Source organism: Tissierellales bacterium, from assembly GCA_025210965.1.
Lineage (GTDB): Bacteria > Bacillota > Clostridia > Tissierellales > JAOAQY01 > JAOAQY01.
Genome location: JAOAQY010000072.1, coordinates 29,422 through 46,869 on the forward strand (window position 1 = coordinate 29,422; position 17,448 = coordinate 46,869).

General features: G+C 30.1%; 15 protein-coding genes and 1 other annotated feature (1 of these 16 only partly in view). Of the genes, 3 read left to right on the forward strand and 12 right to left on the reverse strand.

Annotated elements, in window-relative coordinates:
- Positions 1-133: a binding site (T-box leader), on the reverse strand (it extends 76 nt beyond the left edge of the window).
- 48 nt (positions 134-181) lie between these two features.
- The 9 genes from N4A40_05125 to N4A40_05165 form a co-directional block, all read right to left on the reverse strand.
- Positions 182-2,791, reverse strand: a complete 2,610-nt coding sequence (locus N4A40_05125) for a VWA domain-containing protein (protein ID MCT4661225.1) — start codon at positions 2,789-2,791, stop codon at positions 182-184.
- On the reverse strand, positions 2,781-4,445 hold the full coding sequence (locus N4A40_05130; protein ID MCT4661226.1) for a VWA domain-containing protein: 1,665 nt from the start codon (positions 4,443-4,445) through the stop codon (positions 2,781-2,783). Before N4A40_05130 ends, N4A40_05125 begins: the two co-directional genes overlap by 11 nt.
- A 4-nt stretch (positions 4,446-4,449) precedes the next feature.
- Positions 4,450-5,295 (reverse strand): DUF58 domain-containing protein, encoded by an 846-nt coding sequence (locus N4A40_05135; protein ID MCT4661227.1) that lies wholly within the window; start codon positions 5,293-5,295, stop codon positions 4,450-4,452.
- Complete coding sequence (locus N4A40_05140; protein MCT4661228.1) at positions 5,282-6,292, reverse strand: MoxR family ATPase; 1,011 nt, start codon at positions 6,290-6,292, stop codon at positions 5,282-5,284. Before N4A40_05140 ends, N4A40_05135 begins: the two co-directional genes overlap by 14 nt.
- Entirely contained in the window at positions 6,285-6,428 is a 144-nt protein-coding gene (locus tag N4A40_05145; protein ID MCT4661229.1) for a hypothetical protein, read from the reverse strand. Before N4A40_05145 ends, N4A40_05140 begins: the two co-directional genes overlap by 8 nt.
- 222 nt (positions 6,429-6,650) lie before the next feature.
- Positions 6,651-7,649 carry a hypothetical protein gene (locus tag N4A40_05150; GenBank protein MCT4661230.1) on the reverse strand — a complete coding sequence of 333 codons (999 nt, stop codon included), beginning with the start codon at positions 7,647-7,649 and terminating at the stop codon, positions 6,651-6,653.
- On the reverse strand, positions 7,646-8,491 hold the full coding sequence (locus tag N4A40_05155) for an ABC transporter permease (GenBank protein MCT4661231.1): 846 nt from the start codon (positions 8,489-8,491) through the stop codon (positions 7,646-7,648). The genes N4A40_05150 and N4A40_05155 overlap by 4 nt, the downstream gene beginning before the upstream one ends.
- Entirely contained in the window at positions 8,484-9,413 is a 930-nt protein-coding gene (locus tag N4A40_05160; GenBank protein MCT4661232.1) for an ABC transporter ATP-binding protein, read from the reverse strand. Before N4A40_05160 ends, N4A40_05155 begins: the two co-directional genes overlap by 8 nt.
- Complete coding sequence (locus N4A40_05165; protein ID MCT4661233.1) at positions 9,413-11,554, reverse strand: hypothetical protein; 2,142 nt, start codon at positions 11,552-11,554, stop codon at positions 9,413-9,415. Before N4A40_05165 ends, N4A40_05160 begins: the two co-directional genes overlap by 1 nt.
- Before the next feature lie 199 nt (positions 11,555-11,753).
- On the opposite strand from N4A40_05165, the gene N4A40_05170 reads away from it, so the two are divergent.
- The 3 genes from N4A40_05170 to N4A40_05180 all read left to right on the forward strand — a co-directional run bounded on the left by N4A40_05170 (position 11,754) and on the right by N4A40_05180 (position 14,372).
- Positions 11,754-12,188, forward strand: a complete 435-nt coding sequence (locus tag N4A40_05170) for a hypothetical protein (protein MCT4661234.1) — start codon at positions 11,754-11,756, stop codon at positions 12,186-12,188.
- Between the two features lie 40 nt (positions 12,189-12,228).
- Positions 12,229-12,921, forward strand: coding sequence for a response regulator transcription factor (locus tag N4A40_05175; GenBank protein ID MCT4661235.1), 693 nt, complete (start codon positions 12,229-12,231; stop codon positions 12,919-12,921).
- Positions 12,922-13,049: 128 nt separating this feature from the next.
- Positions 13,050-14,372 carry a HAMP domain-containing histidine kinase gene (locus N4A40_05180; GenBank protein MCT4661236.1) on the forward strand — a complete coding sequence of 441 codons (1,323 nt, stop codon included), beginning with the start codon at positions 13,050-13,052 and terminating at the stop codon, positions 14,370-14,372.
- 85 nt (positions 14,373-14,457) lie between these two features.
- Here N4A40_05180 and N4A40_05185 read toward each other — a convergent pair whose 3' ends face one another.
- The 3 genes from N4A40_05185 to N4A40_05195 form a co-directional block, all read right to left on the reverse strand.
- Positions 14,458-15,897, reverse strand: coding sequence for an aminoacyl-histidine dipeptidase (locus N4A40_05185; GenBank protein MCT4661237.1), 1,440 nt, complete (start codon positions 15,895-15,897; stop codon positions 14,458-14,460).
- Between the two features lie 153 nt (positions 15,898-16,050).
- Positions 16,051-16,395 carry an Asp23/Gls24 family envelope stress response protein gene (locus N4A40_05190; GenBank protein MCT4661238.1) on the reverse strand — a complete coding sequence of 115 codons (345 nt, stop codon included), beginning with the start codon at positions 16,393-16,395 and terminating at the stop codon, positions 16,051-16,053.
- A gap of 81 nt (positions 16,396-16,476) precedes the next feature.
- Positions 16,477-17,328 carry a YitT family protein gene (locus N4A40_05195; protein ID MCT4661239.1) on the reverse strand — a complete coding sequence of 284 codons (852 nt, stop codon included), beginning with the start codon at positions 17,326-17,328 and terminating at the stop codon, positions 16,477-16,479.
- Positions 17,329-17,448: the final 120 nt, after the last annotated feature.

The following is a 17,448-nucleotide window of genomic DNA, read 5'->3' on the forward strand; positions in this document are numbered from 1 at the left end:
ATCACCGGCACAAACTAATAATTTCATCTGCACAGCTCATAGACGAGTTCAGAAACTAAGCATGCTACTTTTCACCAACCAATAGCTCTCTAAAATACTCCCATTTCCTACTACTTCTACTCACAGCTTTTCTCTACTGCTTAGCATTATATCAAATATCATCAAAAAATAAAAGAGTCTATTATACTTTTTTATTTTTATTTCTAATCAATTTATCTATATCCAAGTCAGTTTCACTATTTACATCTTGATTTTTCAACTCTAAATCAGCTATCTCTTCTTTATTTTGTCTTTCATAAATTTTGCGTTTGTCAGTTTTTCGTATATAAACATCTACTAGCAATAATATCAAGAATATAACTAAAAAATACCGCCAAAGTTCCTTGTACTCTGTTTTCCTAAATTGTTCTTTGCTTTCAAACTCATCCGAACTTTTTAATTCTTCTCCACCAATTTGCGATAGATAAAATCTAAAATTATCTTCATTTCTAATTGTCCAGTCGTATTCTTTAGAATATTGAGTTACAAAATTATAGTCTATAGTTTTGTTTTCCTTATCTCTAGCTATTAAACTGTAAATATATCCATCACCTTTTTTAAACTCTATTTCCCAACCATCAACACTTTTTTTAGTCATAATTGGATATTCTTGACCACTTTGGTCAATCAATTTAAATTCGTAATCTTCTTCATCAGATTGTCTATATACTATAATTTTATGATTTAATCCCATAGATTTTTCATCAAATTCTAACTTTTGTTGATTTTTCTTTAATACCTCATTTATAAGTTTAAGATAAAAAATTCGTCCATTCTCAGCTTTCAAATACTGCTCATTCCACATGCCGTCAAAATCAGAAGTCCATGCATAAACATTTCCAATACCATAATTCCAATATGCTAGCACAGGCTCTTCTTCATCACTCTCCATTATCAAACTAGCTCTAGGTTTTATAGTAGTGGATACATAACCATTTAGTAAAAGTGGTTCTTCTATTAATCCGCTTACAATTTCATTTGCAGAAACTATATTAGGATAAAAAACTCTATTATTTAAATATCTATCTGCCATCATCGCTGTTTCTTTTGTAAATATCTCTGGCAAATTCAAATAATTATCTACCTTGTAAAAACGTCCACCTGCATTTCTTGCTAAAAAATTAAGCAACCTATTGTCAGCTCCTTGACCAATTCCAAGTGTAGTCAATGTAATTTTTTCATCCTTTAAATTCTTCAGTACTTCTCTGTATCCATCCTGTTCTGCTTGTCCATCAGTAACCAATATTATGTGCTTATGCTGAACATTTGAATCTTTCAAACTTTCATATGCCGATTTTAAAGCTGGAATTATACTAGTTCCACCCTCTGCATCTATAGTCCTTATTTTACGCTTTATCTCTTTTGCATCTTGAATATCTCCTACAGGTACTACCCACTTTCTACTATCCGAAAATGAAAGTATTCCAATTTGATCGCCTGGCATCATACTATTTATAGCTTTTGCAGAAGCTTCTTTTGCTACCTCAATTTTTGATTTACCAAGAGAATCTCCCATCATAGAACCTGATTGATCAATAACTATAACCAATCCCATTTTTTCTAATATATTCTTTTGCTTTTTCTCCATACTTACTGGTAGTAGTTCCTCTAATTTTGTCTTATAATATCCACCAAGCGCATAGCTATTTTTGCCACCTGATACTAACAATCCTCCACCATAGTCTCTTAAATAAGTTTCTAAATTATCTAAGAATTTTTTATTCAAATTCTCAAGAGAAACATCTTCGAATATCACCGCATTGTAATTTAGCAGTGAATTTAATTCTAGCGACAACTTTTCTGGTGTTTTTATATCAACACCAATTTCATTTTCATTCAATAGTTTTTCAAATTGTTTTAGGTCATTTTCATTATCTTTAATCAATAAAACTTGAGCTTTCCCATCTATTTGAATAATTTTTCTGTACTTATTGTTTATTACTTGCTCATCATCATCTACTTCTATTACTGCCTCTATCACATTTTGACCAATTTTATTTGAATCAAATTCTCGAGTTAAAACACTATTTCCTTCTGGTATTTTTACCAATTGCTCTTCAATTAGCTCATCATTAACATATATTTTCAAGAATCCTTCCGTATCGTAATTGCTCTCTACTAAAACTGACAACTTATAATCTTGATTCTCAAAAATTCTATTTGGCCCTACTATATCAGAAATTTGAACATCTTTTTTTATTGCTATTTCGTATGGCAACCAATAGACATTAGCTTTTTTTATTTTTAATTTCTGAATAGTTCTAAGGACATCTCCTTCATTTTCTACTCCATCACTCAATATCACTATATTAGCACCTAACTCATCTTCAAGTTCGCTACTAATCATATTAATTACGTTCTCATAATTCGTCGACGATTCATTTACATTTATTTGACTCAAATCTATGCCTTCAAAGTCTCCTGTTTTATTCATCGCTACAATTGAATCTGAACCAAATGACACAATCTTATACGGCTGATCTTGTGGTAATTTTTCAATCATATTTTCTAAAGCTTCTTCAATACTAACTCTATTATATTTTTGGCTATATGATTGATCTACAGCAAAATACACCGGTACTTTTTCAGACTTTGACATCCATTTTATATTAAGCCCAGCTAATAGTACTAACACTATCAATACTGCTCTCGAAATCGAATGTAACATGGGTATATTTTTCTTGCTAGCATCTACTATAATCATAAAAATAACTATCAATGCTCCTAATATCATTAAAGCATTAGCGATCATATCTATATACCCCCCACTCTAAAATTAATATGAAAAATAATAGTATCAATAACACATACCTATAATTCTCAAAATACTCTCCATTTGTAGCATTAGTTTCACCTACTACAGCCTCACTTTTGTAATTTAAACCCTTTTTTTCTTCTTGTGAATCCAAATTTACCGCTATAGTTCTAGTTATATCCATACTATTTTCATCGTATATCCCTGGATTTTTTAGAACTATACTATTATCATAGTATTCATCTACTACAAATTGCTTTTTGCCTATCTCCTTATCTCCTAATAGCCATGAAATACTATTTTTCATTAATATAGGAAATTCTTTCTTTATCATCAAATCACTATCGTATAAATCAAAACCAAACCTCAGAACATTTAGACTTTCTGTTTTTTTACCATATGCAATTAAATTTTGTCCAGAATACATAAGTGGCAGAACATCATTTGTATTTTTAAAACCTTTTGCACTCATTAAGCTAAAACTAGGCTCAATATATTCAAATACGCTATTATCCGTTAATCTATAACCCTTACTAATATCAATATTATCTTCACCATTATTTTCAAATATTAGGACAGCACCTTTTTCAAGCATCTTCTCTGGAATTTCACCAGAAAAAACATATAAGTCATAGCCTCCTATTAAATTATTCTCTTCACTTCTTGTAACTTTTAATTTTTTCTGTACTGATAATGCCTTATCTAGAAAATCATTTTCATCTCCTAGAAGCAGTACCTTTATTTCTTCCATATTTGACTCCGTGAAATAATAAATATTGTCATCATCATACAAATCTTTTTCTCTTATTTTAGCTACGCCAAATTCAAATGGAATATCAATATCAAAAGTTTTAAATAATCGCTCTTCTGCATTTAACTCTATATCTATACTATATTGACTTTTCCCATCAACTACTATATCAATCGTTTTCTTTGCTGAATTATTACTATAATTTTTAACTTCTATTACTATATTATTTTTTTCAATCTTCATATTTTCTATTCCGACATTATCAAAAATTTCTTGTCCTTTTGTTACTAAACGTATCTTATCAGATAATCCATTGTATTTTTGGTCGCTGTAAAACCAAATTTCGTCAATGTCTTTACTCAAAGCTAATTGATTTAATTCTTCTACTGTTTTTAATTCACTTCTGCTTGAATTACTTCCCTTTATATCTACAAGTTTTCCTCTAAAACTAACACTTCCTAATTTACCTTTTTCAATTTCTTTTATTTCACTATCAATAGCATATAGCATAATTTCTTCGCCATTTTTAAGCTCACTTAATTGATTTAAAATCTCTTTTTTTGTTACATCTAGCCGCGTTTCTTCGCCATCAGCTATATTCATGCTATATGAAGTATCCATTACTATAGCCTTAACTATATTTTCACCATTAGTTCTTAAAAATATTGGTTCTATAAGAATAAATGATACTAGTAGAATCATAAATATTTGCAATAAAAGAGGCAAACTACGCCTTAGTTTATTTAATTTTTTACTCGCTTTTTGCTCATTTAGCACTTCTTCCCACAAAAAATTACTTGGAAATATATTTAGCTTGTCTTGTCTAATCAATTTATGAATTATCAATAATGGTATCAAACTAAGTAGTGCAAATGCAAAACTTGGATATAAAAATTCCATATAGTCACCTCAATATTCCTTCTTTTATAAACTCTTGAAAAAATACATATTCGATATCTTTCTCTAAATTTGGCTGTACTACTTTATAGCCATACTTCTTTATTTCATTCTTCAATGCATTTTCATGTTCCCTAAGCTTCTCTAAATACAAATCCCTTGTATTTCTATTCATTTCAACCCTTATTTCCTCATCAGTTTCTGAATCTCTTAACTTTATATTCCCAGTCAATGGTATCTCTTTTTCATTTTGACCTAATGTATACACTAAAATCAATTTACATTTTTTATACTTAAAATATTTTATGATTTCAGACATTTTATCTGTATAGCAATCTGATATTATTATAATCAGCTCTTGTCTCTTTACACTAGATTTAAGCAACTTAGGTAAGAATTCTTCCTTGTTTAAGTCACTCTCTTCAAGCTCAAATTTAGTTATTTGAGCTTTACTTCTCATTATTTCACTTTGCAAAGTTTTATTTAGGTGGTTTTTGTGCCAATGTACTTCATATCCTTGATTAAATGCTATATACGCTAGACCCTTTGCTATTTCAACTGATTTTTCAAGTTTATTTTTATCGCCCGCGCACATAGATGCAGAATTGTCTAGAAATATGTTTGCTTTAAGTTTTTTTTCAGCTTCATAATGCTTTATATAAAGTTTTCTAGTTCTTGCAAATATATTCCAATCAATTCTTCTAGTATCATCTCTAGGTTCATAGCTACTATACTCTGAAAACTCAAGTGATTGACCTTTACTCCTGGTATGCATGTTTCCTTCATGCGCTGATGTAATATCCTTTATCGAGTTGTTTATTTTTAATTTATCTAAAGTCCTATAATCTAGCATTTTCTTTCGCTTCTTTCAATATTTCATCAACTAATTGATCCGCATTTACATTTTCATGAATAGCTTCATAATTTAATATTATTCTATGTCTTAGTACATCTGGAGCTGTCTTTACAATATCATCAAATGATACATTGTATCTTCCATCCAATAGAGCTCTCACTTTAGCTACTTTTATCAATGCCTGCGCTCCACGAGGACTTGATCCAAAAGAAACAAATTCTGAAACTCTAGCCAAATTTTGGCTTGGATGCGTTCCCAATACTACAGCCATAGCAAAATTCATAACTTCATCCGCTATTAATATTTTTTCCGAAAGTTCTATGGCCTCAGTTAAAAATCGTTCTCCATCAAATGTTTCTAAATTAACCCTATCATTTGTAGTTGTTCTAAGAACTATATCTTTTAGTTCATCATGCGTCGGATAATCTACAAAAAGTTTAAATAGAAATCTATCTAATTGTGCCTCTGGCAATGTATATGTGCCTTCCATATCTATAGGATTTTGCGTAGCTAATACAAAAAATGGTTGGTTTAATATATACGTCTGTTTTCCAACAGTTACCGTTTTTTCTTGCATTGCCTCTAATAGAGCACTTTGCGTTTTAGGTGTTGCTCTATTTATCTCATCTGCTAATATTAAATTTCCGAATATAGGCCCTTTGTGAAATTCAAAATTCATTGCTCCACTTTTTTCAGTCCGTATAAGATTCGTTCCGATAATATCTGATGGCATCAAGTCAGGAGTAAATTGTATTCTAGAAAAATCTAAATTCATAATCTGACTTATCGTCTTTACCAAATAAGTTTTTCCAAGACCCGGATTACCTTCTAATAATACATTTCCTCCACAAATCATAGCTATTATGACATTTTCTATAAGATCATCTTGGCCAACTATAGCTTTTTTTATTTCATCTTTAAGCCAGCTTGCTTCTTCTCTAATTTGTTTAATTCTATCTTCACTCATATTTTTTATACACTCCTTATTATTCATCTTCTGAAAAATAATCTTGAACTAAGTCTCTAACTTCCAAAGGTATTTCATCGTCCGATGATGCATTCCATTTGACTTTGTCTCCATACTCTTCAAGTATTTCTTTTGACTTAATTTCTCCTGCTTGACCGCTCATACCATACCACTCTACTATCCAAGGCTTTTCATCCTCTAAATTTTGTCTTTCTGATTTTGCATTTTTAATTTCACTTTCAGAATTCCCTAGCTCAGATTCCGTTCCTTCTATAAATTCTTTTTCTCCTGTATCAAATATTGATGCTCCATCGCCTTTGCCTGAACTACTTCCATTTGAAGATCCATTTCCATTTTGAGCAGAACTTCCGCCATTTGATGATCCTCACGTTCCGCCTTGATTTTGTCCATTTTGTGAATCAGTTTGACTACAGCTAGATGAACTTAATTCTTTTTGTAAATTTTTCATTATATTCTCTAAAGCCTTTGGATCAATATTTTTTAGAAGCTCTTTTAAACTATCTTGCATTTTTGATAAATTCTGTAAGTCCTTTAGTAATTCATCATTAAGTTGATATTTTTCTAATACTGATTGTAAATTCTCTAAATTATCTAGCTTAAGTAACTCTTCTAGCAATTTACTCTGCTCATTCATCCCTTCTGTTTTCTTTTTCAAAGCATCTTGCGTTTTTCTTATCATATCTTCTAAGCTTTTCTTTTGCTTCTCAATATCTTTTTTATAATCTTTTTTAACATTAGACTTTTTGAGTTCTTTTTTGGTTTTATCCAATGCATTCATAATATCTTTTTTTAATTGATTTTCCAGTTTCATATCTTGAATCAACTTTTTATTATCATTTATCTCTTTTAATACTTCTTTTTTTATTTCACTTGCTGCTTCGATTTTATTTATCTGTGCATTGTGAAATGGCGGCACAAATAAAACTATCAAAAGCACAACTGCTGCAATACTTATTTTTAAAGCCTGCTCTTTGTACCAAAAAATGATAGGTAACTCTTTTTTTATGTCTATACTCGCTACATAACTAATAGCATCTTCTCTCTGCATAATTGAAAGCTCATCTTCCATATCCTCATGCTCTAATGCAGTAATTAGTCTTTGCTTATCATCCAATTTTAGAAGTGAATACTTCCATGTTTTCTTAGTCTTTAAAATCGAAAATACAATCATAATTATAACTAGAAAAAAATATAGTACAGTTAATTTATTTACTACAAAAATAATGGGTACTATTTTTGAACCCATTATCATTGTAATAGTGATTATCACTCCTATAAACAAGATGTTATATATATTTGAATTTATTTCGTTAACTAAATTGATAAACTTAATTCTTGAAATAATATCCTTTATTTGCTTCATTTTATTCTACCTCTATTTTTAAATGGATTTATATTTTTAGTCGCAGCCCATATAAAAAATCCTGAAAGAATTAGCTCAGCGAATAGATTCATTACAAGCGTAAAATTAGCAGACCAATCTAAGTCAGTTATTGCATTTATAAAATTAAATGACGATCCCATTTGTTCTGACAAAATAGCTGATAAACCCGTTCCTGGATTAAATATCAAGAATACAGCATGCAAATTTTTAAATTCGTTAAAATCAAACAACTCGTATCCAATTGCAATTAAAATAAGCATTCCGAAACTTAAAATAAATATGATCACATAACTGACAACTATTGATGGAACAGTACTTTTAAACTGTGTAGAGCAAAAAAGACCTATACTTCCAAGCAAAACCGATGTAACCATAAAAAATATAGTCAGTTTAAACAAATTTGTCACACTAATGCCACCAAACATGAAAAGGCAGCTTAATATTGGTAATGCTAAAATCAAAAGCATGAATGTTTGTAATAAAGAAGCCATCAATTTTCCAAGTATAATTGTTCTATTAGATGCTCTATTACAAATCAACAAATCAAATGTTCTCCTTTGCTTTTCACCGCTTATAGCACTTGCAGTTGTTGCTGGAACTAAAAGTCCTATCAAAAATATCTGAATTATAGCACAAGTTATATAAAGTCCTTGTAATACCTCTGGTGAAAAACCACCTCTATATCCAAAATCAAATTCGGCAGTTTTAAACACTACCACCGCTGCAAAAACCAGTACTAGAGCATATAATGTAATCATTCCTGCATTTTTCCAATTTCTTGCGCGTACTTTAATCTCTTTTTTTAAAACTGGATTAATCATATTCTTCCCCCTTGGTCACTTTCATGAATATATCCTCTAAATTTTGGTCTGTATTTCCAAAATTTACTATTGAAATATTCGCTTTCACAATATCCTTTAACAACTCAGATTTTTTTTCATCGCTCCCGTTAAATTCTACTGCAAATTCATAGTCTCTATTCTGTACTTCAGTAATATAAGGATTCTCTCTCAATATAGTTTCCAATTCTTCAACTTTATTTAAAGTCTTTATCCTAACTATATTATTTTCTCCAGCAGAATTAATTATCCCATCTACACTATCCCTAGTTATTATCTTTCCGCGCTCTATTATTCCTATGCTAGTACATATCTCAGCTATTTCTGGAAGTATGTGCGAACTAATAATTACAGTTTTCCCCATCGATTTAAGCTCTTTAAGTATATTTTTCATGTGAACTCTAGCTCTTGGATCCATACCAGATGCTGGCTCATCTAGTATTAATAGTTCTGGATTATGAATAAGTGCTCTAGCTAGACATAGTCTCTGCTTCATACCTCTTGAAAGCGCATCTACATATGCATTTTTTTTCTCCGTAAGACCTACTAACTCTAATAGTTGATCTATTCTCTTATTCAATTCTTTTTCTGGAACTTTGTTCAAATCCCCATAGAAAGTCATATATTCTTCAACTTTTAAGTCATTATAGACTCCAAAAAAATCTGGCATATATCCAATTTGACTTCTAACTCCATTTAAGTCTTCATTTAAATTTCTATCATTTATCCATATTTCTCCACTTGTCGGTTCTAGTAGCGTTGCAATCATTCTCATAGTAGTAGTTTTACCCGCACCATTTGGACCAACAAAACCAAATATCTCTCCTTTTTTTATTTCCAAATTTAAATTATCTACTGCTATAAAATTTCCATATTTTTTAGTAACATTTTTCAATTTCAACATTAGTTCACAACCCCCTGAACTCTAATTTCTGGAAGGCTCACAGAATCATCAACATTTGAATTTATTTTCAGCACTATAGTTTTGTCTTCATCCATATATTTATCTATGTCTTCACTATTTAAAATTTTTCCATTTTGGATATCTTCCCAATTATTTTCTTTAATATTAAATATTTGATAATTTGTTCCCTGACTTTCATCTAAATAAAATTGCCACTCATTAATATCAACGTCACTCTCAACTTCTCTATAGTGTATTTCTGCACTTCCTACACCATATAGATAATCTCGCCTTGTATCATACTCCAAACCATTTACATTTTTAACCTCAACAACGAGCAAATCAGTTGACCCTGTCACTACACTTCCCTTTTCCATTTGTATTTCTCCAAATGAATAAATCATATTTCTATTAAGCTGATTCATTTCCTTTCCATTCATCATCGAACTAAAATCTAGATTTTCCTCATTCCAAGCTACAATTATATAGTTTCCAAACCTTTTTTCACTTGATTTATATTTAGAATCGAAAAATCTATTTGAAAAGCTTTGTTTAAAGTCTTCTGTCAAATAATTTTTTTCATTATTCTCACTTGTATCTATTCCCTGCGATTCTAAATACTTAGATCTTTCATCTGAATAATAGAGATCACTTATTTCTATGTCACTCCAATTAGTTTCTTTTCCTCTTTTCAAATCTATTTCTACTATTTTTTCCTCACCAACTCTAAGATCTCCTAAAAACACTATTGTTTTATCAAATACAAATACCATATCCTCTAGCAAATATCCAGTTTCATTCTTTATAATACCTCTAATAGTGTTATCTTCTAATTTCAATTCAGTATTTATATTTCCAATACTATCGGTTTCCCAGTCAATTGGTATTGTTGTTGGTGACCAAAAACCATTGTTTTTATACTTTAGAGTTTTTTGCACAATATTGTTAGTTACAAAAACATTTTCCTTATTTTTATTAAAATCATATGCTCTTATTTTCCCATAATTTACTTTCACATCGTTTAAAAATTCTAAAATACACTCATTCTCTGTAGTCGCAAAGATCGAACTAGAACTGCTAATTTTGGCAACATTACTATTAGGATTTAATTCTACATATGATGCCTTACTCATAACAGGACCTTTAAGCTCTGTATTAGAGCTAATTGCGTATACTCCTATAGAAAAAACTAAAACTATAGCTGGTACCGATATCCACAAAAATTCTCGTCTGTCAATCTGCTTCAATACCAAGTAATTCACCGGACCTACAACTACTACAAAAATCATCAATACTATCTTTAGTAAATCAAACTTTGGTGCTAATTTAGCCGGTATAGTCGCTGTGTACCAATCACTATACCAATATCTATCATTATCATTTGAAACTACTTTTCTATCTTTAAGTAGTTCATTTATCATATCTATACTATTGCTATCAATCTCAGAGTAATTCGTATTTGCTAATCCTATATTATTTTCTGCCCACGCTTTACTACGACTATCAACTATAAAATAGCCTCCACTATTTCGCCATTCTTTCAAGTAGTCAATTTGCTCGTTTGTCAATTTGTTAACTTCATTTGACAATATAATATATTGAAATAGATCAAGAACTTCTTTATTTATTATTTTATTGTTTTCTAATTGTATAAGATTACCATTTAATTCTCTATATTGTTCTACTGATTCTGCAATAACTCCGATTTCACCATATCCAGCACTCTCAGAATATTCCTCATTGAACCATGATTCGCTTTTTTCAAAAATAATATTCCCATTGTTATCAACTATTTTCACTACGTATTCGTTAGTCTCTGGTTGTTCTGCATAAATAGGCAGTACTATTTTCTTGCTTGAATTTTGAGGCAAATTAAGATTTTCTTCATATTTTAAAAATCTTGGATCGCGTTCATCTTCGTAATTTACATACACTTCTACTTTTCCATCAAAATCCTTACCACTATTTGTTATATCTATACCAAATGGTATAACTTCATCATGCTTTACAAAACCAGAAAAACCAGGTTCTATCTGAACTAAAAACCCGCTACTTGCTATTACTGATGTGCTTATTACAAAAAAAACTATCATAATTAAAGCACTGACTAAAATACTATTTTTTTTCACCCTACTCGACATTTTTGCCCTCCTCTTAATCTTATGATTTTCACATCCATTGTCTTTTACAATATACCTCATAAAGATTAAAAAAAGATTAAACAATAATTGCTTATGATTACATTTCTAATACATTTCTAATCAAAATACAATATATATCTAAATTTCTTTGACTAAAATACATATATATTGTATTTTAATTATAAAAGGAGGCTTTTTCATGTCAACTTCATTAGAAAAAATAGATTTAATAAAAAATCGTACACATGTATCTTATGCCGTTGCTAAAGATGCTCTAGAAAGAAACAACAATGATTTAGTTGAAACACTAATATATCTAGAAAATAATAATTTAATTATCAATATTGAACAAATAGGATACAATCAAAAAAAACAAACATCTTTTATGAAAAAATTAAAGAAATTCTTATTATCATATACTATTGTCACAAATAGGAAAAAGCAACGTATCTTTCAAATGCAAACAATTCTGACTTTAATTATTATTGTATCTTTATTGCCAGTTTCCATTCCGTTTCTAATAATTACCTTACCTATGAAACAAACTTGGGATTTTGTAAGTCTTGATTCTATAGAACCTTTAGCTGAACCTGAGGACGATAATAATGATTCAAAAGATATAGATAACCAATAGTTACCTTTCAAAAATAATTAATTCAAAAGAGGGATTCAATATGAATACAAATATTCTCATAGTAGAAGATGAAGTCAAAATAGCACGCTTTCTAGAACTCGAGCTAAACCATGAAGGCTATTGCATAACTACTGTATTTAACGGTAGAGATGGATTAGAACAAGGCTTGTCTAATCAATATGATATGATACTTCTAGACGTAATGCTTCCTGGTCTAAATGGTATGGAAATCTGTCGTCGCATAAGACAAAAATCTGATATTCCCATAATAATGCTTACTGCAAAAGATGACACCATGGATAAAGTAATGGGGCTTGATTTTGGTGCAGATGATTATGTAACAAAGCCATTTGAAATTGAAGAATTATTAGCACGTATTAGGCGAACACTTCGTCATATAAAAACTTTAGATTCTGATTCTCAATCTTCAAAATTACTTTGCAGGAATCTATCGCTTGACGACTCTAGGCACATAGTTACGTACAACAATTCAGAAATTCAATTGACTAAAAAAGAATACGATTTATTGCAATATTTAATGATAAATAAAAATATGGCATTATCTCGAGATCAAATACTTGAAAATGTATGGGGATTCGATTTTGTTGGTCAAACAAATATAGTTGATGTGTATATACGCTATTTGAGAAGTAAAATAGATGATGTATTTCATGTAAAACTCATCGAAACTATCCGTGGCGTCGGCTATATCATGAAGGATAGTAACAAATGATTCTAAGTATTATAAAACAAATCATTCGGATTATATTGTGGCTCGTTTGGGCACCATTTAGATTTATCTCTTTTACATTTTCTAAAATATGTAATTTACTAAGATTTAATATTTCTTTTAAGCTAACTTTGTTTTTTGCTATTTTAATTCCAACTTTACTAGTTATAGAAAATCTATACTTATTAAATTATGCTCATTCAAGTTACTTCGACTCAACTTACACTCAATTAGTAAAATCGAGTGATTATTTGCATGATTTAGCAAAAGCTATAGATTTAGATCAAGAAACAATTGAAAAATACGCATACCATAATACTTTAGATGTTTATGTATACGATAAAAATGGTACTCTACTAAATTCTTTTGTTCAAGATAACTCTCTATATGACAACCCTTCAGATGTCTATAATTTGAGACGTGGTTTTGGCCTTGAAGAACAATTATTATTTGGATTTGACTTACCATCTATAGTAAAACTAAATGTTTACTATGATGACTTAGATATTATCCTTGTTATGCCATTTTTAAACCAAAAGAATTCATTTCAATCATTGATTTTTTTATCAGTATTTTTCAATTTTTTCCTCATATTGTTAGCAATACTGCTTAGCAACAAAATGAGCCGAAAACTTTTGAAACCTATAAAAAATATGACAGCAACAGTACAAAATATAAGCATAAGTAATATTGATGAGAGGATAAACATAAAAGGTACTAAGGATGAGTTAAAAGATTTAGCTCTCACATTCAACGATATGATGGATAGACTTGAAACATCATATGTAAAGCAACGCCAATTTGTAAATGATGCGTCACATGAACTCAGAACTCCCATCGCAGTTTTGAAAGGTTATGCCAATATGCTAAATAGATGGGGTAAAAAAGATCCTCAAATTTTAGAAGAAAGTATTCAATCCATAATAAGTGAAACAAATCAAATGCAAAGCCTTGTAGAAAAATTACTATATCTAGCGCGAAATGACAAAAATTCTTTAAAACTCGAAAAAAATAATTTTTCTATGAATGTTTTAATCGAAGAAGTTTTTCAAGATATGGAATTAATAGATCAGAATCATAAATATTTTTCTAAAACTAATGAACATATAGATTTCTATGGCGATAGAGTAGCTCTAAAAGAAGCAATCAGAATATTTATGGATAATAGTATGAAGTATACACCTGAAAATGGTAGCATCTATTTATCAACTAAATCATCTAATAAATCCATCTTTATCTCAATCGCTGATAATGGAATTGGAATCTCAAAATCTGACCTGCCGCATGTTTTTGAAAGGTTTTACCGTGCTGATAAATCTAGAGCTAAATCAATGGGCGGCACTGGATTGGGATTGTCAATTGCAAAAATAATAATAGAACAGCATAGTGGAACTATTTGGATTGATAGCATTGAAAACGAAGGTACAATAGTAACTATAATATTACCGCGTTAAGTTAACAAAAAAACACGTTGCCATATTATTCAATACACAAATATCGAATAATACCCGGCAACGTGTTTTTAATTAAATAAAACTTCTATACATTCTTCAATACGTCATTCAATAATTCCCAAGTTCTTATTGTTGACTGAATTTCTAAACGCTCATTCGGAGAGTGAACTTCATACATATTTGGTCCCATAGAAATCATGTCAATAGCACCTAATTTTTCTGTAAGTAATCCACATTCTAGTCCTGCATGAATTGCATCTATTTTAGCATCTTTATTAAATAATTTTTTATAACTAGATTTAAAGACCTCTCTGATATGAGAATCTTCTCTGTATTCCCATGCTGGGTAATCTGATATCAATTTAAAATCTGCACCAGTAAGCATTGCAGCCTCTTGAATTCTTTTAGCTATCTCATGCTTCAATGTCTGTACCGAACTTCTTATTGCACTTTCAAATAATACAGCATCTCCCTCTGTTGTTAAAACTCCAATATTGCTTGAACTTTCAACAAGTCCTTCTATAGCTTGACTCATAGTTTGTGGTCCATAAGGAATTAAACGCAATAAAGCAATTACATAATTTCTAGATTCTGTAGTCATAGATTTCATTTCAGATTCTTCACTAGTTGTAGTTATTGTGATATTTTTTTCGACCATTCCATATTCTTTGCTATAAGTATTTCTTAGTGAATCAACTAATTCATCTAGCTTATCTTTATGGCTAGTTCTTATAATAGCTTCAGCTCTATTTGGTATTGCATTCATTTTTTCTCCACCAGTTAAGCTTACTAACTCAAATTCGAAGCTTTCTTTAAAGCTTTGAAGCATTCTTCCCAATAATTTTATAGCATTAGCTCTACCTGTATGAATCTCAGAACCTGAGTGTCCTCCAAGTAAATTTGAAATCTTCACTTTATATGTTTCTTTAAATTTAGAATCAGTTCTCTTAACTGTTTGAGTTACTATATTCCTAACACCACCAGCACAACTTCCCAAGAATATTCCCTCTTCTTCTGAGTCAATATTTATCATTATCTCGCCTTCAACATGAGTAGGATCTAAATTAGCTGCTCCGCCCATACCACTTTCTTCGTCAACTGTAAATAATGCAGTAATTTTAGGGTGTACTGCCTCTTTATCTGTTAGCAAAGCTAACGCCATAGCCACAGCGATACCATTGTCGGCCCCAAGTGATGTTCCATCTGCTGTTATTAAATCTTCAGTATATATAAGTTTGATTGGATCTTTGTCAAAATCATGATTACAATCTTCTTCCTTAACATTAACCATATCCAAATGTCCTTGTAAAATCACACCTGGTCTATCTGCCATAGTAGAATGCGCAGGTTTTTTGATAATAAGATTATTCATCTCATCTTGATACGCTTCTAAACCGTTTTCCTTAGCAAACTCATAAATATGGTCACTAATAGCTTTCTCATCTCCTGAACCTCTTGGAATTTTTGAAAGTTCTTCAAAGAAATAGAATAATTTGTAATTTTTTAATAATGTTTCTCTTGTCATGATCTTCCCTCCTGTTTGGATTAGCCAGCATATAACATGCCACCATATAGTCAAAGAATACTCTTTACTCCATTCTATACCTTGGCGTTTAAAAATTCTAGTCCATTAAGTTTTTGTCATATTTTCAAAATAAAAAAGGTGCTTCACAGCACCTTAGCTTTTTATAAATCCATCTACTATCAAGTCTATTTTTACATTTTCTAAATCTAAAAATAGCACAAAATTATCAATTATATTCTTTTGTATATCTCTTGTCAGTTCTGGAATATTTACTCCAAATGGAACTTGTATTCTCACATCAACTTTCAATTGTTTCGTTTCATCAAGTTTTTCTATATTGGTTTTATTTCTCTTTAAGAATTGATTAACTCCTTTTTTGCCACCAACGTAGTTGACATTCGAGTATTGATTCAATGTTTCAACTATAATATTTGCTATCACCACATCAGATATAAATATTTCATGGTGTCCATAATTTTGTAACAACATTTCTTTCATAAATACCACCTCTCATTAGCTCTAGTAAATTGTTCATCTCAAAGTATTTTACTATTAATCTTATACCCTTAAATTAATAATCTAAAATTCTATATTTTTAAAGCCCAACCCGTGTATCTCTGATGTGTCTATAATAGACATAAATGCTTTAGGATCAATCTGATTAATTATTCTTTTAAGATCCGCCATCTGACGCTGAGATACTATGCAATAAACTATTTTTTTCTTATTTTTAGTATATGCGCCTTCGCCTTCGAGATAAGTTACTCCCCTTTTTAATCCTTTCATTATAGCCTGTGCCATATTTTCTGATTCATCGGTAATAATCAATATCATCTTTCTTCTATCAAAACCTTGAAGCAATACATCAAAAACTTTTGCAAATATAAACATATTAATAAGTGTGTACATAGCAATAGTATAATTAACTGTAAAAGCTCCCATAAGTACAATAAACGCATTTAACACAAATCCGATAGAAGATATACTTATATCGTATCTTTTCTTCATTATCACAGCAACTATATCTGTTCCTCCTGTCGATGCACTCTGTCTGAAAATAATTCCAGCTCCAAGTCCACTAAACAGGCCACCATAAATACAAGATGCCAACAAATCCTCAACTATCACATAGCTAGAATACTTTTCTGTCAAAACCAAGAAAATCGAAAGGCTAAGCATACCATACAAACTAGTTAGTATAAATTCTCTATTGATTTCCCTCATTCCAATCAGAAACAATGGAATATTTATAATTAAAATCAAAACTCCAGCTTTTATCCCAGTCAAATATTGTAATATCAAAGATAAACCAGTTACTCCCCCTGATACTAAATGATGCGGCACTATAAATAAATTTATCGCAATTGCCATAATAAGTGCACCAATAGTAATCCATATAAATCTAATTATTTTTTTCTTAGTATCATACAAATCAATATCACACCTTTCCCTCTTACTTAGTAGTATAACATCGATTGATTAAAAACTCATTTCAAAAATATTACATTTACATTATTCTTAAGAATAAAAAATACTATCTTAAATCAATAT

What these genes read in the sequence shown, in the direction of transcription:
- N4A40_05125 (MCT4661225.1), bottom strand. Translation starts at nt 2,791, where the DNA reads ATGATCGCTAATGCTTTAATGATATTAGGAGCATTGATAGTTATTTTT.
- N4A40_05130 (MCT4661226.1), bottom strand. Translation starts at nt 4,445, where the DNA reads ATGGAATTTTTATATCCAAGTTTTGCATTTGCACTACTTAGTTTGATA.
- N4A40_05135 (MCT4661227.1), bottom strand. Translation starts at nt 5,295, where the DNA reads ATGCTAGATTATAGGACTTTAGATAAATTAAAAATAAACAACTCGATA.
- N4A40_05140 (MCT4661228.1), bottom strand. Translation starts at nt 6,292, where the DNA reads ATGAATAATAAGGAGTGTATAAAAAATATGAGTGAAGATAGAATTAAA.
- N4A40_05145 (MCT4661229.1), bottom strand. Translation starts at nt 6,428, where the DNA reads ATGAGCGGTCAAGCAGGAGAAATTAAGTCAAAAGAAATACTTGAAGAG.
- N4A40_05150 (MCT4661230.1), bottom strand. Translation starts at nt 7,649, where the DNA reads ATGAAGCAAATAAAGGATATTATTTCAAGAATTAAGTTTATCAATTTA.
- N4A40_05155 (MCT4661231.1), bottom strand. Translation starts at nt 8,491, where the DNA reads ATGATTAATCCAGTTTTAAAAAAAGAGATTAAAGTACGCGCAAGAAAT.
- N4A40_05160 (MCT4661232.1), bottom strand. Translation starts at nt 9,413, where the DNA reads ATGTTGAAATTGAAAAATGTTACTAAAAAATATGGAAATTTTATAGCA.
- N4A40_05165 (MCT4661233.1), bottom strand. Translation starts at nt 11,554, where the DNA reads ATGTCGAGTAGGGTGAAAAAAAATAGTATTTTAGTCAGTGCTTTAATT.
- N4A40_05170 (MCT4661234.1), top strand. Translation starts at nt 11,754, where the DNA reads ATGTCAACTTCATTAGAAAAAATAGATTTAATAAAAAATCGTACACAT.
- N4A40_05175 (MCT4661235.1), top strand. Translation starts at nt 12,229, where the DNA reads ATGAATACAAATATTCTCATAGTAGAAGATGAAGTCAAAATAGCACGC.
- N4A40_05185 (MCT4661237.1), bottom strand. Translation starts at nt 15,897, where the DNA reads ATGACAAGAGAAACATTATTAAAAAATTACAAATTATTCTATTTCTTT.
- N4A40_05190 (MCT4661238.1), bottom strand. Translation starts at nt 16,395, where the DNA reads ATGAAAGAAATGTTGTTACAAAATTATGGACACCATGAAATATTTATA.